The sequence below is a fragment of the Escherichia sp. MOD1-EC6098 genome (assembly GCF_002965865.1).
Lineage (GTDB): Bacteria > Pseudomonadota > Gammaproteobacteria > Enterobacterales > Enterobacteriaceae > Escherichia > Escherichia marmotae.
In genome coordinates, this window is sequence record NZ_PTSN01000011.1 from 67209 (window position 1) to 87984 (window position 20776).

18 protein-coding genes are annotated in these 20776 nt (G+C 53.3%); 9 read left to right on the forward strand and 9 right to left on the reverse strand.

What is annotated here, in order from left to right:
* The first annotated feature begins 17 nt into the window (after positions 1 to 17).
* Positions 18 to 1667: a Na+/H+ antiporter gene (locus C0K55_RS12865; protein WP_000402197.1), complete on the forward strand. Its 1650-nt coding sequence runs from the start codon at positions 18 to 20 to the stop codon at positions 1665 to 1667.
* Positions 1668 to 1764: 97 nt separating this feature from the next.
* Here C0K55_RS12865 and actP read toward each other — a convergent pair whose 3' ends face one another.
* From actP to acs, 3 genes are all read right to left on the reverse strand, one after another.
* Entirely contained in the window at positions 1765 to 3414 is a 1650-nt protein-coding gene (gene actP / locus C0K55_RS12870; RefSeq protein ID WP_000832601.1) for a cation/acetate symporter ActP, read from the reverse strand.
* Complete coding sequence (locus C0K55_RS12875; protein WP_001517575.1) at positions 3411 to 3725, reverse strand: DUF485 domain-containing protein; 315 nt, start codon at positions 3723 to 3725, stop codon at positions 3411 to 3413. Before C0K55_RS12875 ends, actP begins: the two co-directional genes overlap by 4 nt.
* Positions 3726 to 4149: 424 nt before the next feature.
* Complete coding sequence (acs, locus tag C0K55_RS12880) at positions 4150 to 6108, reverse strand: acetate--CoA ligase (RefSeq protein ID WP_000078190.1); 1959 nt, start codon at positions 6106 to 6108, stop codon at positions 4150 to 4152.
* 392 nt (positions 6109 to 6500) lie between these two features.
* Here acs and nrfA point away from each other — a divergent pair, with 392 nt between their 5' ends.
* The 8 genes from nrfA to gltP all read left to right on the forward strand — a co-directional run bounded on the left by nrfA (position 6501) and on the right by gltP (position 14532).
* Positions 6501 to 7937, forward strand: a complete 1437-nt coding sequence (nrfA, locus tag C0K55_RS12890; RefSeq protein WP_000196871.1) for an ammonia-forming nitrite reductase cytochrome c552 subunit — start codon at positions 6501 to 6503, stop codon at positions 7935 to 7937.
* Positions 7938 to 7981: 44 nt separating this feature from the next.
* Positions 7982 to 8548 carry a cytochrome c nitrite reductase pentaheme subunit gene (gene nrfB, locus C0K55_RS12895; protein ID WP_010377524.1) on the forward strand — a complete coding sequence of 189 codons (567 nt, stop codon included), beginning with the start codon at positions 7982 to 7984 and terminating at the stop codon, positions 8546 to 8548.
* The gene (gene nrfC / locus C0K55_RS12900; RefSeq protein ID WP_000220276.1) at positions 8545 to 9216 is read left to right on the forward strand and encodes a cytochrome c nitrite reductase Fe-S protein; all 672 of its coding nucleotides are present in this window, start codon (positions 8545 to 8547) and stop codon (positions 9214 to 9216) included. Before nrfB ends, nrfC begins: the two co-directional genes overlap by 4 nt.
* Entirely contained in the window at positions 9213 to 10169 is a 957-nt protein-coding gene (nrfD, locus tag C0K55_RS12905) for a cytochrome c nitrite reductase subunit NrfD (protein ID WP_061090602.1), read from the forward strand. The genes nrfC and nrfD overlap by 4 nt, the downstream gene beginning before the upstream one ends.
* Positions 10170 to 10188: 19 nt before the next feature.
* Positions 10189 to 11907, forward strand: coding sequence for a heme lyase CcmF/NrfE family subunit (locus tag C0K55_RS12910; protein ID WP_172955686.1), 1719 nt, complete (start codon positions 10189 to 10191; stop codon positions 11905 to 11907).
* A complete protein-coding gene (gene nrfF, locus C0K55_RS12915) occupies positions 11900 to 12283 on the forward strand; it encodes a heme lyase NrfEFG subunit NrfF (protein WP_001037812.1) in 384 nt (127 codons plus the stop codon). Before C0K55_RS12910 ends, nrfF begins: the two co-directional genes overlap by 8 nt.
* Positions 12280 to 12876, forward strand: coding sequence for a heme lyase NrfEFG subunit NrfG (gene nrfG / locus C0K55_RS12920; protein ID WP_000812997.1), 597 nt, complete (start codon positions 12280 to 12282; stop codon positions 12874 to 12876). The genes nrfF and nrfG overlap by 4 nt, the downstream gene beginning before the upstream one ends.
* Before the next feature lie 342 nt (positions 12877 to 13218).
* Positions 13219 to 14532: a glutamate/aspartate:proton symporter GltP gene (gene gltP, locus C0K55_RS12930; RefSeq protein ID WP_000789606.1), complete on the forward strand. Its 1314-nt coding sequence runs from the start codon at positions 13219 to 13221 to the stop codon at positions 14530 to 14532.
* 161 nt (positions 14533 to 14693) lie between these two features.
* Here gltP and yjcO read toward each other — a convergent pair whose 3' ends face one another.
* From yjcO to C0K55_RS12960, 6 genes are all read right to left on the reverse strand, one after another.
* Complete coding sequence (gene yjcO, locus C0K55_RS12935; RefSeq protein WP_085449492.1) at positions 14694 to 15383, reverse strand: Sel1 family TPR-like repeat protein YjcO; 690 nt, start codon at positions 15381 to 15383, stop codon at positions 14694 to 14696.
* Positions 15384 to 15493: 110 nt separating this feature from the next.
* Positions 15494 to 16198, reverse strand: coding sequence for an ABC transporter ATP-binding protein (locus tag C0K55_RS12940; protein WP_038354730.1), 705 nt, complete (start codon positions 16196 to 16198; stop codon positions 15494 to 15496).
* Entirely contained in the window at positions 16185 to 17021 is an 837-nt protein-coding gene (locus C0K55_RS12945; RefSeq protein ID WP_105266228.1) for an ABC transporter ATP-binding protein, read from the reverse strand. Before C0K55_RS12945 ends, C0K55_RS12940 begins: the two co-directional genes overlap by 14 nt.
* Positions 17014 to 17847 carry an ABC transporter permease gene (locus C0K55_RS12950; RefSeq protein WP_001131973.1) on the reverse strand — a complete coding sequence of 278 codons (834 nt, stop codon included), beginning with the start codon at positions 17845 to 17847 and terminating at the stop codon, positions 17014 to 17016. Before C0K55_RS12950 ends, C0K55_RS12945 begins: the two co-directional genes overlap by 8 nt.
* Positions 17847 to 18896, reverse strand: a complete 1050-nt coding sequence (locus tag C0K55_RS12955; RefSeq protein ID WP_105266229.1) for an ABC transporter permease — start codon at positions 18894 to 18896, stop codon at positions 17847 to 17849. Before C0K55_RS12955 ends, C0K55_RS12950 begins: the two co-directional genes overlap by 1 nt.
* Before the next feature lie 100 nt (positions 18897 to 18996).
* The gene (locus tag C0K55_RS12960) at positions 18997 to 20565 is read right to left on the reverse strand and encodes an ABC transporter substrate-binding protein (RefSeq protein ID WP_000592332.1); all 1569 of its coding nucleotides are present in this window, start codon (positions 20563 to 20565) and stop codon (positions 18997 to 18999) included.
* Between the last annotated feature and the right edge of the window lie 211 nt (positions 20566 to 20776).

Sequence of the window (20776 nt, forward strand, 5' to 3'; positions counted from 1 at the left end):
TCGCAAACAGGGAACGCATGGAAATCTTCTTCACCATACTGATAATGACCCTCGTGGTCTCGCTGTCCGGGGTGGTCACTCGTGTCATGCCCTTTCAGATCCCGCTTCCGCTTATGCAAATCGCCATTGGTGCGCTACTGGCGTGGCCGACGTTTGGTTTGCATGTGGAATTTGACCCAGAACTCTTTTTAGTCTTATTTATCCCGCCGTTGCTGTTCGCGGATGGCTGGAAAACGCCGACCCGCGAATTTCTTGAGCATGGCCGGGAGATCTTCGGTCTCGCGCTGGCGCTGGTCGTCGTCACCGTGGTCGGCATTGGCTTCCTTATTTACTGGGTGGTGCCAGGTATTCCGCTGATCCCCGCTTTTGCGCTGGCGGCGGTGCTCTCTCCGACCGATGCTGTAGCGCTCTCCGGGATTGTTGGAGAAGGGCGCATACCGAAAAAAATTATGGGCATCTTGCAGGGCGAAGCGTTGATGAATGACGCCTCCGGCCTGGTGTCGCTGAAGTTTGCCGTGGCAGTCGCGATGGGGACGATGATCTTCACCGTTGGCGGCGCGACGGTCGAATTTATGAAAGTGGCAATTGGCGGTATTCTCGCCGGTTTTGCGGTGAGCTGGCTGTATGGTCGCTCGTTGCGTTTCCTGAGTCGCTGGGGCGGTGATGAACCGGCAACGCAGATCGTACTGCTGTTCCTGCTGCCGTTCGCCTCTTATCTTATTGCCGAACATATTGGCGTTTCCGGCATCCTCGCAGCGGTTGCCGCCGGTATGACCATCACCCGCTCCGGTGTGATGCGCCGTGCGCCGCTGGCGATGCGACTGCGTGCCAACAGCACCTGGGCGATGCTGGAATTTGTCTTTAACGGTATGGTGTTCCTGCTGCTGGGCCTGCAATTGCCGGGCATTCTGGAGACGTCGCTGATGGCGGCGGAAATCGACCCCAACGTCGAAGTCTGGATGCTCTTTGTCGATATCGTGCTGATTTATGTCGCCTTAATGCTGGTTCGTTTTGGCTGGTTGTGGACGATGAAAAAGCTCAGTAACCGCTTCCTGAAGAAGAAGCCGATGGAGTTTGGTTCGTGGACCACACGAGAAATCCTGATCGCGTCTTTCGCTGGGGTGCGCGGGGCAATCACTCTGGCCGGTGTGCTCTCCATTCCTCTGCTGTTGCCGGATGGTAACGTCTTCCCGGCGCGTTATGAGCTGGTGTTCCTGGCGGCTGGCGTGATTCTCTTCTCGCTGTTTGTTGGTGTAGTGATGTTGCCTATTTTGCTGCAACACATTGAAGTCGCGGATCATTCCCAGCAGTTGAAAGAGGAACGCATTGCACGCGCGGCAACGGCTGAAGTAGCGATTGTGGCGATCCAGAAAATGGAAGAACGTCTGGCGGCGGACACCGAAGAGAACATCGATAACCAGTTGCTCACAGAGGTGAGTTCTCGTGTGATTGGTAACCTGCGTCGTCGCGCCGATGGGCGTAATGATGTTGAAAGTTCAATCCTGGAAGAAGACCTGGAACGCCGCTTCCGTCTGGCGGCACTGCGTTCTGAACGTGCTGAACTGTACCACCTGCGCGCCACGCGGGAGATCAGCAACGAAACGCTGCAAAAATTATTGCACGATCTTGATTTGCTGGAAGCGTTGTTAATTGAAGAAAATCAGTAACGCTCTGACGGCGTAAGATAGCCTGACGCAATCGGTAAAAAGGTGCAGTACATCGCACCTTTTTACCGTTGGTCAGGCGACCAGGGACAAACGGAGATTAATGCGCGCGGCCCTGCTCAACGCCAAAGCCGGTCTGGGAACGGATAAATTGCGCACGGAACAGTTCACGCTCGCGCGCGCCTTCCGCTGAATTATCGGTTGCCGAGAAGAACCAGATACCGAGGAATGCCACGGAGATGGAGAACAACGCCGGGTATTCATACGGGAAGATGGCTTTTTCGTGACCGAGGATCTGCACCCAAATCGTTGGGCCGAGGATCATCAACACTACCGCTGTAATCAGGCCTAACCAGCCGCCCAGCATCGCACCACGCGTAGTCAGTTTCGACCAGTACATGGAAAGCAGAATGATTGGGAAGTTACAGCTCGCGGCGATAGCAAACGCCAGACCCACCATGAAGGCGATGTTCTGATTCTCAAACAACACGCCGAGGATAATCGCAATCACACCCAAAATCAGCACGGTGATTTTCGATACCCGCAGCTCTTCACGTTCGGTCGCGCCTTTTTTGAAGACGTTGGCGTACAGATCGTGAGAAACCGCCGATGCGCCTGCCAGCGTCAGACCTGCAACCACCGCGAGGATGGTGGCGAAAGCAACCGCTGAAATAAAGCCGAGGAACAGGTTGCCGCCCACCGCATTGGCCAGGTGAACCGCCGCCATGTTGTTACCGCCAATAAGATGGCCCGCCGCATCTTTATATTCCGGATTTGCACCGACCAGCATGATCGCACCAAAGCCGATAATAAAGGTCAGGATATAGAAGTAACCCATAAAGCCGGTGGCGTAGAACACGCTCTTACGCGCTTCGCGAGCATCGCTAACCGTAAAGAAGCGCATCAGAATGTGCGGCAGACCTGCCGTACCAAACATCAGTCCCAGCCCCAGCGAGAGTGCGGAGATTGGATCTTTTACCAGCCCGCCCGGCTTCATGATGTCGACACCTTTCGGGTGTACTGCCATCGCTTCGCTGAACAGATTGTTGAAGCTAAAACCGACGTGCTTCATCACCATAAAGGCCATAAAGCTGGCACCGAACAGCAGCAGAACGGCTTTGATAATCTGTACCCAGGTGGTTGCTAACATGCCGCCAAACAGGACATACATCATCATCAATACGCCAACCAGAACCACGGCGATGTGATAGTTAAGGCCGAACAGCAGCTCGATCAGTTTACCCGCACCAACCATTTGGGCGATGAGATATAGCGCCACCACCACCAGAGACCCACAGGCCGAAAGAATGCGGATTGGCCCTTGTTTCAAACGGTATGAGGCGACATCCGCAAAGGTATAGCGACCCAGGTTACGCAGACGTTCGGCAATCAGAAACAGAATGATTGGCCAGCCTACCAGGAAGCCCAACGAGTAGATCAGGCCGTCATAACCGGAGGTAAACACCAGCGCGGAGATCCCCAAAAATGAGGCGGCAGACATATAGTCACCGGCTATCGCCAGACCGTTCTGGAAGCCGGTGATATTACCGCCTGCGGTGTAGTAGTCGTTACGGGAACGCACGCGTTTTGATGCCCAGTAGGTGATACCAAGCGTAAACACGACGAAAATCAGGAACATAATAATCGCCTGCCAGTTTGTTGGCTGGCGTTCTACGGCCCCGCTAATGGCATCCGCGGCGTTCGCTGCGAAAGGGAGTGTGGCGGCAAGCGCCGTCATAACTCTTTTCATGACGCTTGTACCTCATGCAGGACTTCGTTATTAAGGCGGTCGAATTCGCCGTTCGCCCGCCAGATGTAGATACCAGTGAGAACAAAGGAGATCACAATCACCCCGACGCCAACGGGAATACCGCGTGTGACGCTGGTGTTCGGATTCAGCGGAGTGCCCAGCCAGCCAGGCGCAAAGGCAATCAGTAAAATAAAGCTGATATAAACTGTCAGCATAATAATCGACAGGATGGTGGCAAACCGTTGCCGTTTTTCGACCAACTCCCTGAAATGCGCATTGTCTTCTATCCGCTGATAAATAGTGCCATTCATCACAGATTCTCCAGAGGTAATGTAGGGATTGTTTTAATTCCCGCTCCCTTGTGGGAGAGGGTTAACGCCCAGGTAACCCATAGCCTGATGCGCCTTGTCAGGCCTACAGCCGTTGCCGAATGTAGGCCGGATAAGGCGTTTACGCCGCATCCGGCAATCAACGCCAGATGCGTCGCTGTCGCGTCTTATCAGGCCTACAGCCGTTGCCGAATGTAGGCCGGATAAGGTGTTTACGCCGCATCCGGCAATCAACGCCAGATGCGTCGCTGTCGCGTCTTATCAGGCCTACAGCCGTTGCTGAATGTAGGCCGGATAAGGCGTTTACGCCGCATCCGGCAATCAACGCCAGATGCGCCGCTGTCGCGTCTTATCAGGCCTACAGCCGTTGCCGAATGTAGGCCGGATCGCATCAGGCAATTGTGGGTTACGATGGCATCGCGATAGCCTGCTTCTCTTCAAGCAGCTTCTCGACCACGCCAGGATCGGCAAGCGTCGAGGTATCGCCCAGGTTGCTGGTATCGCCCGCCGCAATTTTGCGCAAAATACGGCGCATAATTTTGCCGGAGCGGGTTTTAGGCAGGGAGTCGGTCCAGTGCAGCACGTCTGGCGTCGCCAGCGGGCCAATCTCTTTACGCACCCAGTTGCGGACTTCTGCGTACAGTTCTGGTGACGGTTCCTCCCCGTGATTAAGCGTGACGTAGGCGTAAATCGCCTGGCCTTTAATATTGTGCGGAATACCGACTACCGCGGCTTCGGCTATCTTCGGATGCGAAACCAGCGCCGATTCAATCTCCGCAGTCCCCAGACGGTGACCAGAAACGTTCAGTACATCGTCCACACGCCCGGTGATCCAGTAATAACCATCTTCATCACGACGCGCGCCGTCGCCGCTGAAATACATATTTTTGAAGGTGGAGAAATAGGTCTGTTCAAAACGTTCATGATCGCCAAACAGCGTACGCGCCTGGCCCGGCCAGGAGTCAGTCATCACCAGGCTGCCTTCGGTCGCGCCCTCCAGCGGATTGCCTTCGTTATCTACCAGTGCCGGTTGCACACCGAAGAACGGACGCGTTGCCGAACCGGCTTTCAGTTCGGTAGCGCCAGGAAGTGGGGTAATCATGAAACCGCCGGTTTCGGTCTGCCACCATGTGTCGACCACCGGGCATTTCTCGTTGCCGATCTTCTTCCAGTACCACTCCCACGCTTCCGGGTTTATTGGCTCGCCTACTGAACCGAGAATGCGCAGCGACGAACGGTCGGTGCCTTCAATCGCTTTATCGCCTTCCGCCATCAGTGCGCGAATGGCTGTTGGCGCGGTATAGAGAATATTGACCTGATGCTTATCCACCACTTGCGCCATACGGGCAGGCGTCGGCCAGTTTGGCACACCTTCAAACATCAGCGTGGTCGCGCCGCAGGCCAGCGGGCCGTACAGCAAATAACTGTGCCCGGTAACCCAGCCCACATCGGCGGTACACCAGTAGATATCACCCGGATGATAATCAAAGACGTATTTAAAGGTGAGCGCCGCGTAAACCAGATAACCGCCGGTAGTGTGCAGCACGCCTTTCGGTTTTCCGGTAGAACCGGAGGTATAAAGAATAAACAGAGGATCTTCGGCGTTGACCTCTTCCGGCTGGTGCTGATCGCTGGCTTGCTCAACCAGGTCGTGCCACCACAGGTCGCGGCCTTCCTGCCAGCCGATTTTTCCGCCAGTACGCTTCAGTACAATGACATGTTCAACGCTGGTGACATTCGGGTTTTTCAGTGCGTCATCAACGTTTTTCTTCAGCGGAATGCTGCGCCCGGCACGCACGCCTTCATCAGAGGTGATCACCAGTCGTGAGTTAGAGTCGATAATGCGCCCGGCCACCGCTTCCGGCGAGAAGCCGCCGAAAATCACCGAATGCACCGCGCCAATACGGGCGCAGGCCAGCATTGCGACCGCAGCTTCCGGCACCATTGGCATATAAATCGCCACAACATCGCCTTTTTTAATGCCCAGCCCGAGCAGGGTATTGGCGAAGCGGCAAACGTCGCGATGCAGCTCTTTATAGCTGATATGTTTGCTCTGGCTGGCGTCGTCGCCTTCCCAGATGATGGCGGTACGATTGCCATTTTCTTGTAAATGGCGATCAAGGCAGTTTGCCGCCAGATTCAGCGTGCCGTCTTCGTACCATTTAATCGAGACGTTACCCGGGGCAAAGGAGGTGTTTTTCACCTTCTGGTACGGTTTGATCCAGTCGAGAATTTTTCCCTGTTCGCCCCAAAAAGTATCTGGTGCGTTAATGGATTGTTGGTACATCGCCTCATACTGCTGAGGGTTTATCAGGCAATGGTCTGCGATGTTGGCAGGAATAGTGTGTTTGTGAATTTGACTCATGCTTTTGTTCTCCTTGTAGGATGTTAATAATATGTGGCATAAGCGTTAAATGTAGGGGTATTGGTAGTTTTGTTTAGTATTTGGGCGGCAGATCACGCAAAAGCAGAATAGTGCAAATAAACGGCAGGGTATTTTTGAAGGTCACTAACAAAAGTTGATTAATTCTTTGAGGAACATGCAGTTATGCATACCGTTGGAAACGGGAAAAATACCGACTAACTCTAAAGTGGTATTTTACATGCACTTACAATTGATTAAAGACAACATTCAGAGTGTGGTTATTTGTTACACATAGGGGCGAGCAATGTCATGACAGTGTATGTGCGGTTACTGTTATGAAAAAACAATAAAAACTGCCATTGCCTCAATGGCAAAATTTGGATGAAGCCCCTATGACAAGGATAAAAATAAACGCACGCCGTTTCTTCAGCTTGTTGGTTCCTTTTTTCTTTCTCACTTCTGTTCACGCTGAACAAACGGCCGCTCCCGCGAAACCTGTAACTGTGGAAGCGAAGAATGAAACCTTTGCCCCGCAGCATCCCGATCAATATCTCTCCTGGAAAGCCACCTCGGAACAGTCAGAGCGTGTTGACGCACTGGCGGAAGATCCACGACTGGTGATCCTGTGGGCGGGGTATCCTTTCTCGCGCGATTACAACAAACCGCGCGGTCATGCCTACGCCGTTACCGATGTGCGCGAAACCCTGCGTACCGGTGCGCCGAAAAATGCCGAAGATGGCACGATGCCAATGGCCTGCTGGAGTTGTAAAAGCCCGGACGTGGCGCGTTTGATCCAGAAAGACGGAGAAGATGGTTACTTCCACGGTAAATGGGCGCGCGGGGGCCCGGAAATCGTCAACAACCTGGGCTGCGCTGACTGCCATAACACCGCTTCGCCAGAGTTCGCCAAAGGCAAACCAGAGTTAACTCTTTCCCGTCCGTATGCGGCACGTGCGATGGAAGCCATTGGTAAGCCTTTTGAGAAAGGTGGTCGTTTTGACCAGCAGTCGATGGTCTGCGGTCAGTGCCACGTGGAGTATTACTTTGACGGTAAAGATAAAGCCGTTAAATTCCCGTGGGATAACGGCATGAAAGTCGAAAATATGGAGCAGTATTACGACAAAATTGCCTTCTCCGACTGGACCAACTCCCTGTCGAAAACGCCGATGCTGAAAGCGCAACACCCGGAATATGAAACCTGGACTGCGGGCATTCATGGCAAAAACAACGTGACCTGCATCGACTGTCACATGCCGAAAGTGCAGAACGCGGAAGGCAAACTCTACACCGACCATAAAATTGGCAATCCGTTTGATAACTTCGCCCAGACTTGTGCGAACTGTCATACCCAGGACAAAGCCACGCTGCAAAAAGTGGTCGCGGAGCGTAAACAGTCGATTAATGACCTGAAAATCAAGGTTGAGGATCAACTGGTTCACGCTCACTTCGAAGCGAAAGCGGCACTGGATGCAGGCGCTACGGAAGCCGAGATGAAGCCGATTCAGGACGACATCCGTCATGCCCAGTGGCGTTGGGATCTGGCGATCGCTTCCCACGGCATTCATATGCATGCACCGGAAGAAGGTCTGCGGATGCTCGGCACGGCGATGGATAAAGCCGCTGATGCGCGTACCAAACTGGCGCGCCTGCTGGCGACCAAAGGTATCACCCATGAAATCCAGATCCCGGATATCTCGACCAAAGAGAAAGCCCAGCAGGCAATTGGCCTGAACATGGAACAAATCAAGGCCGAGAAGCAGGACTTTATCAAAACGGTGATCCCGCAGTGGGAAGAGCAGGCACGTAAAAACGGTCTGTTAAGCCAATAACCCCGTTCCGCCTCGCAAGGGGCGGAAAACACAATGGAGTGAATATGAGCGTATTACGTTCGTTATTAACTGCCGGGGTGCTGGCGTCGGGCCTGTTGTGGAGCCTGAACGGAATTACCGCTACCCCTGCAGCGCAGGTATCTGATGATCGCTACGAAGTTACCCAGCAGCGTAACCCGGACGCCGCCTGTCTGGACTGTCATAAGCCAGACACCGAAGGTATGCATGGCAAACATGCTTCCGTTATCAACCCGAATAACAAACTGCCGGTTACCTGCACCAACTGTCACGGCCAGCCGTCGCCGCAACATCGCGAAGGGGTGAAAGATGTGATGCGCTTTAACGAGCCGATGTACAACGTTGGAGAGCAGAACAGTGTCTGTATGTCCTGTCATCTACCGGAACAGTTGCAAAAAGCATTCTGGCCGCACGATGTTCATGTCACTAAAGTGGCGTGCGCCAGTTGTCATTCCCTGCATCCACAGCAAGATACGATGCAGACGTTAAGTGACAAAGGACGGATTAAGATTTGCGTCGATTGCCACAGCGATCAGCGCACCAATCCGAACTTTAACCCGGCGTCTGTTCCGTTGCTTAAGGAGCAGCCATGACCTGGTCTCGTCGCCAGTTTCTCACCGGCGTCGGCGTGCTGGCAGCCGTCAGCGGCACCGCAGGGCGCGTGGTGGCGAAAACGTTGAATATCAATGGCGTGCGTTACGGCATGGTGCATGACGAGTCGTTATGCATCGGCTGTACCGCCTGTATGGATGCTTGTCGGGAAGTGAACAAGGTGCCGGAAGGTGTTTCGCGCCTGACGATTATTCGCAGCGAGCCGCAGGGCGAATTTCCTGATGTGAAATATCGCTTCTTCCGTAAGTCTTGCCAGCACTGTGACCATGCGCCGTGCGTTGACGTCTGCCCGACCGGTGCATCTTTTCGCGATGCCGCCAGCGGGATTGTCGATGTTAATCCGGATCTCTGCGTCGGTTGTCAGTACTGCATCGCCGCCTGTCCGTACCGCGTGCGCTTTATCCATCCGGTCACGAAGACCGCGGACAAATGCGACTTCTGCCGTAAGACCAATTTGCAGGCCGGTAAGCTGCCCGCGTGCGTTGAGGCTTGCCCGACGAAGGCGCTGACATTTGGCAATCTGGATGATCCCAACAGTGAAATTTCAAAACTGCTGCGCCAGAAAACCACTTACCGCTACAAGCTGGCGCTGGGAACCAAGCCGAAGCTGTACCGCGTGCCGTTTAAATACGGGGAGGTAAGCCAATGACTCAGGCTTCCGCATTTCATTTTGAATCGCTGGTGTGGGACTGGCCGATTGCCATCTATCTGTTTTTAGTGGGAATTTCTGCGGGGTTGGTGACGCTGGCTGTGTTGCTGCGTCGTTTCTATCCACAGGCGGGCGGTGCAGACAGTACGTTGCTGCGTACCACGCTGTTTGTCGGGCCTGGCGCGGTGATCCTCGGTTTGTTGATCCTCGTCTTCCACCTGACGAAGCCGTGGACCTTCTGGAAACTGATGTTCCACTACAGTTTTACCTCGGTGATGTCGATGGGGGTGATGCTGTTTCAGCTCTACATGGTGGTGCTGGTGCTGTGGCTGGCGAAAATCTTTGAACAAGATTTGCTTGCCCTGCAACAACGCTGGTTGCCGAAGCTGGGGATCGTGCAAAAGGTTCTGACCCTGCTGACGCCTGTTCATCGCGGGCTGGAAACGCTGATGCTGGTGCTGGCGGTGTTGCTGGGGGCTTATACCGGTTTTCTGCTGTCGGCGCTGAAATCGTATCCGTTCCTCAATAACCCGATTCTGCCGGTGCTGTTCCTGTTCTCCGGCATCTCGTCCGGTGCGGCAGTGGCGCTGATCGCCATGGCGATACGCCAGCGCAATAACCCGCATTCCACGGAAGCGCACTTTGTTCACCGTATGGAAATACCCGTTGTATGGGGTGAAATCTTCCTGCTGGTGGCGTTTTTCGTCGGTCTGGCGTTGGGCGATGACGGTAAAGTGCGGGCGCTGGTGGCAGCATTGGGCGGCGGTTTCTGGACAGGGTGGTTCTGGCTTGGCGTTGTCGGGCTGGGGCTGATTGTGCCAATGCTGCTCAAACCGTGGGTGAATCGCAGTTCCGGCATTCCCGCCGTGCTGGCGGCGTGTGGAGCCAGCCTGATCGGTGTGTTGATGCTGCGCTTTTTCATTCTCTACGCTGGGCAGTTGACGGTGGCGTAGGCCAGAAAAGAGGTGGTTTCTGGACGTATTCCTTCCTGAAGTCGGTTTTCTGGCGTTGTTGTTAAGTCTCGGGGTCAACGTGTTGACCCCGTTGACGACCTTCGTGGGTGTGCGACTGCGCTGGCCTGCTATGATGCGGCTCACCAGCATCGGCACTCTGGCACAGTTCGCGCTCCTGCTGCTTGCCTTTGGCGTACTGACGTATTGTTTTCTCACCAGCGATTTCTCGGTTATTTATGTCGCTCAACATAGCTACAGTTTGCTGTCGTGGGAACTCAAACTGGCGGCGGTGTGGGGCGGTCATGAAGGTTCGTTGATGCTTTGGGTGCTGTTGCTTTCCGCCTGGAGCGCGCTGTTTGCCTGGCATTATCGGCAGCAAACCGGGTCGCTATTTCCGCTCACGTTAGCCGTTTTATCTCTCATACTCGCCGCGCTGCTGCTGTTTGTGTTGCTGTGGTCTGATCCCTTTGTGCGCATATTCCCACCAGCAATCGAAGGCCGCGATCTCAATCCGATGCTGCAGCATCCAGGTCTTATCTTCCATCCGCCGCTGCTTTATCTCGGCTATGGCGGTTTGATGGTGGCGACGAGTGTGGCGCTGGCGAGTTTACTGCGCGGCGAGTTTGATGCAGCCAGCGCCCGTGTCTGCTGGCGATGGGCGCTGCCGGGGTGGTGTGCATTAACGGCGGGGATCATCCTCGGTTCCTGGTGGGCCTATTGCGAACTGGGTTGGGGCGGCTGGTGGTTCTGGGACCCGGTGGAAAACGCCTCCTTATTACCCTGGCTTTCTGCCACTGCGCTGCTGCACAGTTTGTCTCTGACTCGTCGGCAGGGAATTTTCCGCCACTGGTCGCTGTTGCTGGCGATAGTTACGCTGATGTTGTCGCTGCTGGGTACGTTGATTGTTCGTTCCGGCATTCTGGTTTCGGTTCATGCGTTCGCGCTGGATAACGTTCGCGCCGTGCCGCTGTTCAGCCTGTTTGCACTGATTAGCCTTGCGTCTTTGGCGCTGTATAGCTGGCGGGTGCGGGACGGTGGCTCTGCGGTGCGTTTTTCGGGGGTATCGCGGGAAATGTTAATTCTCGCAACGCTGTTACTGTTTTGCGCGGTGCTGCTGATCGTACTGGTGGGAACGCTGTATCCGATGATTTACGGCCTGCTGGGCTGGGGGCGTCTCTCCGTTGGTGCGCCGTATTTTAATCGCGCGACATTACCGTTTGGTTTGTTGATGCTGGTGGTGATTGTGCTGGCGACGTATGTCTCTGGCAAACGTGCACCGCTTCCGGCGCTGCTGGCACATTCTGGTGTGCTGTTATTTGCCGCCGGGATCGTGGTTTCCAGCATTAGCCGTCAGGAGATCAGCCTGAATTTACAGCCGGGTCAGCAGGTGACGCTGGCGGGTTACACCTTCCGTTTTGAACGCCTCGATCTGCAAGCCAAAGGCAATTACACCAGCGAAAAAGCGGTAGTGGCGCTGTTTGACCATCAGCAACGTATTGGTGAACTGACGCCGGAGCGGCGTTTTTATGAAGCGCGCCGTCAGCAAATGATGGAGCCGTCTATTTGCTGGAACGGCATCCATGACTGGTATGCAGTGATGGGGGAGAAAACCGGGCCAGATCGATATGCTTTTCGTTTGTATGTACAAAGCGGCGTGCGCTGGATCTGGGGGGGAGGGTTGTTGATGATTGCGGGTGCATTGCTAAGCGGATGGCAGGGGAGAAATCGCGATGAATAAATTGCTTCTCACGTTACTGTTGATATTTGCCTGTTTTGCACACGCCCAAGTCGTAGACACCTGGCAATTCGCCAATCTGCAACAACAGGAACAGGCGTTAAATATTGCCAGTCAGTTACGTTGCCCGCAGTGTCAGAATCAGAACTTACTGGAATCCAACGCGCCGGTGGCAGTCAGTATGCGTCATCAGGTTTACAAGATGGTGGCGGAGGGGAAAAGCAAAGCTGAGATTGTCGGCTGGATGACCGAACGCTACGGTGATTTTGTCCGCTATAACCCACCGCTGACCAGCCAGACGCTGCTCCTGTGGGCGCTGCCAGTGGTGTTGTTACTGCTGATGGCGCTGATCCTCTGGCGGGTGAGGGGGAAACGATGAAACAGCCTCAAGTGCCGGTAAAAACGCTGGTGGCGCTGGCGGTTGTGATGGCGCTGCTCTGTATCGGCGGTTATCTGTTAAGTCCGAAATGGCAGGCGGCACGTGCGGAGTATCTGCGCCAGCGCGATCCGTTACATCAGTTTGCCAGCCAGCAAACACCGGAGACACAGCTTCAGGCATTGCAGGATAAAATTCGCGCCAACCCGCAAAATAGCGAACAGTGGGCGCTGCTGGGCGAGTATTACCTGTGGCAAAACGATTACAGTAATTCGCTGCTGGCGTACCGTCAGGCGCTGCGACTGCGCGGTGAGAACGCTGAACTGTACGCGGCGCTGGCGACGGTGCTTTATTACCAGGCCAGCCAGCATATGACCGCCCAGGCTCGTGCGATGATCGACAAAGCCCTGGCGCTGGACGAAAACGAAATCACCGCCCTGATGCTGCTGGCTTCTGATGCGTTTATGCAGGCGAACTACGCGCAATCCATCGAACTATGGCAAAAAGTGATGGATCTCAACTCACCCAGGGTAAACCGGACACAGTTGGTTGAGTCGATTAATATGGCAAAACTGCTGCAGCGGCGATCGGATTAATCATCCGGAGCTGAAGATTATGTTATTGGGCTGCATAAAAATTAACCGAATGAACGCATTCAGAAAATAATCACCAATCAGTATTATTGCAAATTAAACAAATAAAAATCTTTCCATAACAAATGGTTATGCATTAATCTTGCCATAAACTCGCGTTATTATGCATTAATGCAGCGAAAAGCTCTGTTGTTAAAGGGTTGCGCAACATACCGCGCAAATGATACTGATCATAAGCGTTAAAAAAATCTACAAACCAACGCAACACAATTCATGCCCTGGCAGTATGTTACGTTCTCACGTTTTTGAACGGGAGAGCGGCGCTCCATTGAGGAAGTTATTCTGATGAAAAATATAAAATTCAGCCTGGCCTGGCAGATTCTGTTTGCTATGGTGCTGGGCATTCTCCTGGGAAGTTACCTGCACTACCATAGCGACAGCCGCGAATGGCTGGTCGTCAATTTGCTCTCTCCGGCGGGTGATATTTTTATCCACCTGATCAAAATGATTGTTGTGCCGATTGTTATCTCCACGCTGGTTGTTGGGATTGCAGGTGTTGGTGATGCTAAACAACTCGGACGAATTGGCGCGAAAACCATTATCTACTTCGAGGTGATCACCACCGTCGCTATCATTCTGGGGATCACTCTGGCGAACGTCTTCCAGCCCGGTTCCGGGGTGGATATGTCGCAGTTGGCGACTGTCGATATTTCGAAATATCAGAGCACCACGGAAGCGGTACAAAGCAGTTCCCACGGCATAATGGGCACTATTTTGTCGCTGGTGCCGACGAACATTGTGGCGTCGATGGCGAAAGGCGAAATGCTGCCGATCATCTTCTTCTCGGTGTTGTTTGGTCTGGGACTTTCCTCCCTGCCCGCGACGCATCGTGAACCGTTGGTGACCGTGTTCCGCTCCATCTCCGAAACCATGTTTAAAGTGACTCACATGGTGATGCGTTACGCGCCGATTGGTGTGTTTGCGTTGATTGCGGTGACAGTAGCTAACTTTGGTTTTTCTTCTCTGTGGCCGCTGGCGAAACTGGTGCTGCTGGTGCATTTTGCCATTCTGTTCTTTGCGCTGGTGGTGTTGGGAATTGTGGCGCGCCTGTGCGGGTTAAGCGTCTGGATCCTGATTCGTATTCTGAAAGACGAGCTGATTCTGGCGTACTCCACTGCCAGCTCTGAAAGTGTGCTGCCGCGGATTATCGAGAAGATGGAAGCCTACGGCGCACCAGCGTCAATCACCAGTTTCGTGGTGCCAACTGGTTACTCCTTTAACCTTGATGGTTCGACGCTGTATCAAAGTATTGCCGCTATCTTCATCGCCCAGTTGTATGGCATTGACTTGTCCATCTGGCAGGAAATCATTCTGGTACTGACGCTGATGGTGACCTCGAAAGGGATTGCTGGCGTGCCGGGCGTGTCGTTTGTGGTGCTGCTGGCAACGCTGGGTAGCGTGGGGATCCCGCTGGAAGGCCTGGCGTTTATTGCCGGTGTTGACCGTATCCTCGATATGGCGCGTACTGCGCTGAACGTGGTGGGTAATGCGCTGGCGGTGCTGGTAATTGCCAAGTGGGAACACAAATTTGACCGCAAAAAGGCGATGGCCTACGAGCGTGAAGTGCTGGGCAAATTTGATAAGACGGCGGATCAGTAATTGAAGATTGCCGGGAAGTTATATCCACCCGGCAATGTGTGGATGCCTGATGCGACGCTTACCGCGTCTTATCAGGCCTACGCCAGACTGCACAATAGCCTGATTTAGCGTAATTTTTGTAGGTTGGATAAGGCGTTTACGCCGCATCCGACACCCCAATTTTAGCCATTAGTTAACTTTTCAAATTCTTCACATCCGGTATCAAACCCTTCCATACAGCTCAGGTTCAACCAGTGCAGCGCCTTTTGTTTGTTCTTCTCGATAAAACCTTCTTCACCGTTTAAGAACATCATTCCCGCCCAGTACTCGGAATACCCGGTACGGGAAATGGTAGAGCTACGCTTGAAATACCAGGTTGCTTTGTCATCGTCGGCCTTGATGCCCACGCCGTTGGCGTAAATTAAGCCAAGCAGCATTTGGGCATCAGCGGCGGAGTCGTTCTCCAAATCTTCCGAGGCGTTTTCTAACAGTGAAATCGCTTTCGGATAATCCGGTTTACCTGCCTGGGTATTAACCAGAATATGTGCCAGCGTCACTTCACCTTCTTTACTGCCCGCTTGCGCCGCTTTTTCGGCAAGCACTTTTGCTTGTGGATAGTCCAGACTGACCGGATTAGTGATTTTGATCTGCGCTAACAGCGCGCAGGCATCGGCATCACCGCTGTCAGCGGCTTTCTGTGCCCAATATTCGGCTTTGCTCAAGTCGCCGGAGCTAAACCAGCTATCGGCAAGAAAATATTGTGCGCGTTTATCTCCGGCCTCTGCTGCCTTTACATACTGGCTGCCTGGCTCGGAGTCGTCCGCGTGGGCAAAGAATGTCAAAAATAACATCAAAGTGATAATTTTTTTCATTTTGATAATGAGGTTTGGTAGGGTATAGACAGTATAAAGTGTTCGGATGGACAAAAAAACAACTGTAAAAAGACCTGCAGGCAGAATGATTTAATGCGATGTAAGGATTTTTAATCCATCCGATGCTCACCTTTTTCCAGAGCGTTGCGATCGAAAAATCGCTGAATTTTCCCCCCATCCATCATTGCCGCCCGGTCAGACATGTGCGCGATGACATCTGCATCGTGGCTGACCAGCAGATAGGTCATTTGGTGCTTCCGCTTCAGTTGATTCAACAAATTAAGAATTTCCGCTTGTACCGACATATCCAGTGCTGAGGTGGGTTCATCCAGCAGAAGAAGTTGTGGCCGTAATAATAGGGCGCGAGCAATAACCACACGTTGTCGCTGACCACCGGAAAGTTGATGCGGGTAGCGGCGAGCGGCGTCGGCAGGTAAACCAACTTGTTCCAGTGCGGTATGGACGTGTTTTTCTATTTCACGTTCACCACGGATTTTGAGCGGTTCAGCCAGCGTTCGCCACAACGTATGATTGGGATGCAATGAGGCATAGGGATCCTGAAACACCATTTGCACATTGCGGCGGAGATCGCCCTGAAAACGCATGCCTGGTTTGATGGTGTGCCCAAACAGCGATACCTGGCCGCGCCAGTCGCGCTGTAATCCGGCAATTACGCGCAAAATTGTGGATTTTCCACAGCCTGATTCGCCAATTAAGCTAAATGTTTCTCCGGCATTAACCGAAAAACTGGCGGCTGAAACTGCGGTTTTCTCAGCAAAAGTAACCTGCAAGTGATTAATTTCAACAATCGTCATGGTATTTCTCCGGCGTCATCGCCGTCCTGTCCAGCGTCGGCAGCATCTGTCCGTAAGTTTGCGCACTCGGGCGGCAAGTCCACAGTGTGCGCGTGTAAGGGTGTGTTGCTGTGGGTAGCGCATCGGCGCGCATTTCATCCACCTTACTTCCCTGATACATCACCAGCACCCGATGGCAAAATTGGGCAACTAATGGCAGGTCGTGACTGATCAGCAGCATCGCCATCTGTCGTTGTTCACACAGGGTCACCAGCAGTTCCAGAATCTGATTGCGCAGGCGAACATCCAGTGCCGATGTTGGCTCATCGGCAATCAATACCCGGGGATTGTTGATGAGCGCAATTGCAATCATCACTCGCTGCCCCATCCCGCCAGAAAGTTCTCGTGGATAGCTTTGCAACACTCGCGTATTAAGGCCGACAGCCTGAATTGCGGTATTTATTTTCTCTTCTTTTTCGCGGCGACTCAGGCGTTGGTGAAGCGTAAGTGCCTCTTCCAGTTGCGCTTTCACAGTTTTCACAGGATTAAGTGCATAACGCGGATCTTGCAATACCATTGCGATATCGTTACCGCGCAGTTGTTGCCATCCACGCGCGTTAAGGGTGAGCGCATCACGACCCAGGATGTTAAGTGTGTCTGCGGTTACCATTCCGGGTTTGCGTACCAGCCCCATCAGGGCGCGGGCGGTCATGGACTTACCCGAACCTGACTCACCGACCAGCGCCAGACGCTCATTGCCTAATGTAAAACTGATATTGTTAACGACCCGGGAACCCGGATAGTCGACACAGAGATTGTTGATACTAAGGCGCGGATCAGTCATGTTGTGGCTCCAGAACATCGCGCAAGCCATCGCCCAGTAGATTAAAGGCCAGGCTGGCAATTAAGATAATTGCGCCGGGCGCGGCGGCAATCCACCATTGATCGAAAATGACCTGCATACCATCAGCGATCATGGCTCCCCATTCCGCCATTGGCGGACGAGCACCAAGACCAAGAAAACCCAGGCCAGCAGCCGCCAGAATGATGCCTGCTAAATCCAGCGCCAGGCGGACAATGGCCGATGGCAGGCACAATGGCAAAATATGACCAATAAGCAGACGCCAGCCGCGGATGCCCATCATCTCTGCAGCAGCAAGATAATCACTGTGTCGTAGACGTTGGATCTCACTGCGCGCCTGACGCGCATAAGCGGGCCAGGTGGTTAACGCCAGCGCCAGCGCGCCGTTAACCAGCCCCGGCCCCAGCATGGCAACGAAAGCAAAGGCCAGAATCAAACGCGGCATTGACATCACCACGTCAGTAAAACGCATCAGCACGCGTTCCAGCCAGCCGCCATAGTATCCGGATAAAATGCCAATCAGCAGACCGACCGGGAGTGTAATGATGGTCACCAGTGCCACCAGACCCAGCGCTGGTCGGCTGCCGTAGATTAAACGTGAAAGCAGATCTCGCCCGTAACTATCTGTTCCGAGCCAGTGCTGGCTACCCGGCGCTTGTAACCGTGCAGCCGCATCCTGCCAGTTAGGATCGTGAGGAGCCAGCCACGGCGCGAAGAGCGCAATTAGCATCAATAACAGGATAATTATCAAACCGCAGAACGCGGCGGGTGAATGACGCAAACGGCGTAAAAAGAGAAACATCGGCATCAGCGCAACCTCGGATCGGTCAGCCGGACCAGCAGGTCGGTGAGGTTATTTATCAACACAAAGCAGACGCCAATCAGCAATGTTCCCCCCATGATTGCTGTAGTGTCGCCCGCGAACAGCGCCGTGGTGAGATAGCGCCCAATGCCCGGCCATGAAAAGACAGTTTCTGTCAGTACCGCGCCTTCCAGCATCGATGTATAGGCGAGAGCGATAACGGTGAGCAAGGTGCCGTGAATGTTGGGCAAAACATGACGTAGCAAAATTGTCATCTCGCTGGCCCCTTTGGCGCGCGCCAGCAGAATATATTCTTTATTCATTTCGCCAAGACAAGCGGAACGTGTCAGGCGCGTAATACTGGCGAGTGAGAAGTACGCCAGTAATAAAACCGGCAGTATCAAATGGTTGATGGCATTGGTAAACGCCTCGCGATCGCCAGAAAGCCACGTATCAATCAGCGCAAATCCGCTGCGGGGTTCAATGGTGAATTGATAAATATCATCCAGCCGGCCCGGTCCGGCACTCCATTGCAGTCTGGCGTAAAACAGTGCCAGCATCAGCAGACCAAGCCAAAAAATGGGGACGGAATTTCCCAGCAGAGTCAGTGTCCGCACGGCGAAATCCAGCGGTGAACCGACATAACGGGCGCAAAGTACACCCGCAATAACGCCGACAACGGAGCCGACAATAAGCGCCAACGTCGCCAGTTCCAGGGTCGCCGGAAACGCCGATAGCAAGTCCTGGAGAACCGGTTGCCCGGTAGCGCTGGCAATGCCGAGATCGCCGTGAGCCAGATTCACCAGGTAATGCCAGAACTGGACGGCTAACGGTTGATCTAACCCTAACTGGTGGCGCACCTGATCATAGGTGGACTGGCTGGCGTGATCGCCAACGATTTGCAGTACCTGATCGACCGGTGAGAGGGCCGAAAGCGCAAAGGTAATCAGCAGCAGGCCGAGCAACGTCAGAGAGACGGTAAACAGTCCCTGCAAGAGCGCGAGCAGAGGGCGTTTGCCTCGCCATCTCGCGTGAGTGGAAAAAGCGGCAGACATGATCTTTCCATACAGTGAAAAATCAGCGACTGGTCTGCAGTGCGGACCAGCCCTGGTAACCGCGCCCGATAACGTTGTCGGGCGCGAGTGGCGTACAGGATTATTTGGTTACCTGATCAAACCAGACCATATCGGCATTCAATCCTTGTTGATAACCCTGCACATTATCACGCATGACAATTTGCGTTTTGCCTTGATCAATAAAGACATACGGGGAACTACGTTGCAGTTCTTGTTGCATTTTTTTATATAAATCAAGACGTTTAGCATTATCGGGTTCAGCGACTGCCGCCAGCGTTTCTTTGTTCAGTTCCGGGATTTTCCAGCTATTTAACCCGGCAACGGTGCTGGATTTGCCATCGTTATAGGCGAAAGAGCTGGCGTTGGAATGTGCGTCAAAATAATCAGGCAACCACATACGAATGGCCCCCTGATGCTGATGGGCGCGAACCCGTGAGTAAACCTGGCTCCCCGCGGCTGGCAGCAAATCCACTTTTACACCACCCTGAGCAAAGCTGGCCTGAATTGACTGCGCGATGGTAATAAATGGCGGTTTATTTTCGACATCAAGCGTGAAGTGCGGGTCTTTGATTCCAGCTTTAGCGAGGATCTCTTTTGCTTTGGCAGGATTAAAGGTGAACGGTGTCTCTTCCAGTGCTCCGGGGAAACCTACTGGCAGGAAACTTTGATGGGTAAAGTATTGTCCTTTCAGCAGATTTTGGGTGATGCCGTCGTAATCGACCAACCAGCGAGCAGCTTCCCAGAACGCAGGATTACTCATCAGCGGGTTATCCTTGTTGCCGGTATTAAAGGCCAGATAGTTCTGCTCAGCGGAGGCAATACTCATCACTTTGACGCCAGGTTTACCCTGTAATGCATCAATTTGGTCTGCCCCCAGATCGCGAGCCATATCAGCATCGCCTTGTTGGATCAGCAGGCGACGCGTTGCAGGATCGGGAACATTTTTGATGATGACGCTTTTCAGCTTCGGTGCGCCGGTCGGTGAACTGGCGTTGGCTTCCATCACGATGGCCTGATGCGGTTGGTAGGTACGCATTTTAAACGCGCCGCTGCCAGCGGAATGCATCTTCAGCCATTCATTACCAAAGTCGTTATTTTTGGCGTTTGGCGCAACCAACTTCTCGTCAACAATTGAGGCAATTGGCGTAGAGAGAATATTCAGCGCCAGCGCCGGACTGACGTCAGCACTCCACTGTACCTGGACAGTATGGTCGTCGATTTTCTTCAACTGGCTGGCGATATTTTCCGGTTGCCAGCCCAGTACATTGAGAATAAACGCACCGGACTTATTCAGCGTGACGGCACGGACATAAGAGTAAATCACATCTTCCGGGCGCACCGGATTACCGGAGGCAAATTTCGCATCGCTTTTGAGTTTTATGGTCAGCGTTTTTGCTACAGGATCAGCCTGCCAGCTTTCGGCCAGAATCGGAGTGATTTTCGCGGGATCGTTACGATCCGGCTGCACAACGCGTTGATACAGGCTTGGTACAGTCTGAATACTGGAGAGTTCATTAGCTTCTGCCGGATCCAGACTCACAATATCATCCAGTCCCTGGGCAACAACCAACGTATTCGGCGGTGTCGCGGCAAAGGCGGTGGCGGAAATTGCGCTTAATACCAGTAAAGATAATAGTTTTTTAATCATATGCTTCCCAATCCCTGAAGTTACTTTGAGGTTATCAATACGCTATCTGACGGGGCATTACTGCATAAATTGCGCCAAAATATCCCTTTAATAGAGCATGTTAGACGGTCGATGATTTCTCACCTTGCCGAAATTTTAATCATCAAATGTAAAGTATTATTACGTTAGGCCGCGATGAGAATTGAGTAAAGATAATTCTCATTTGCACTTG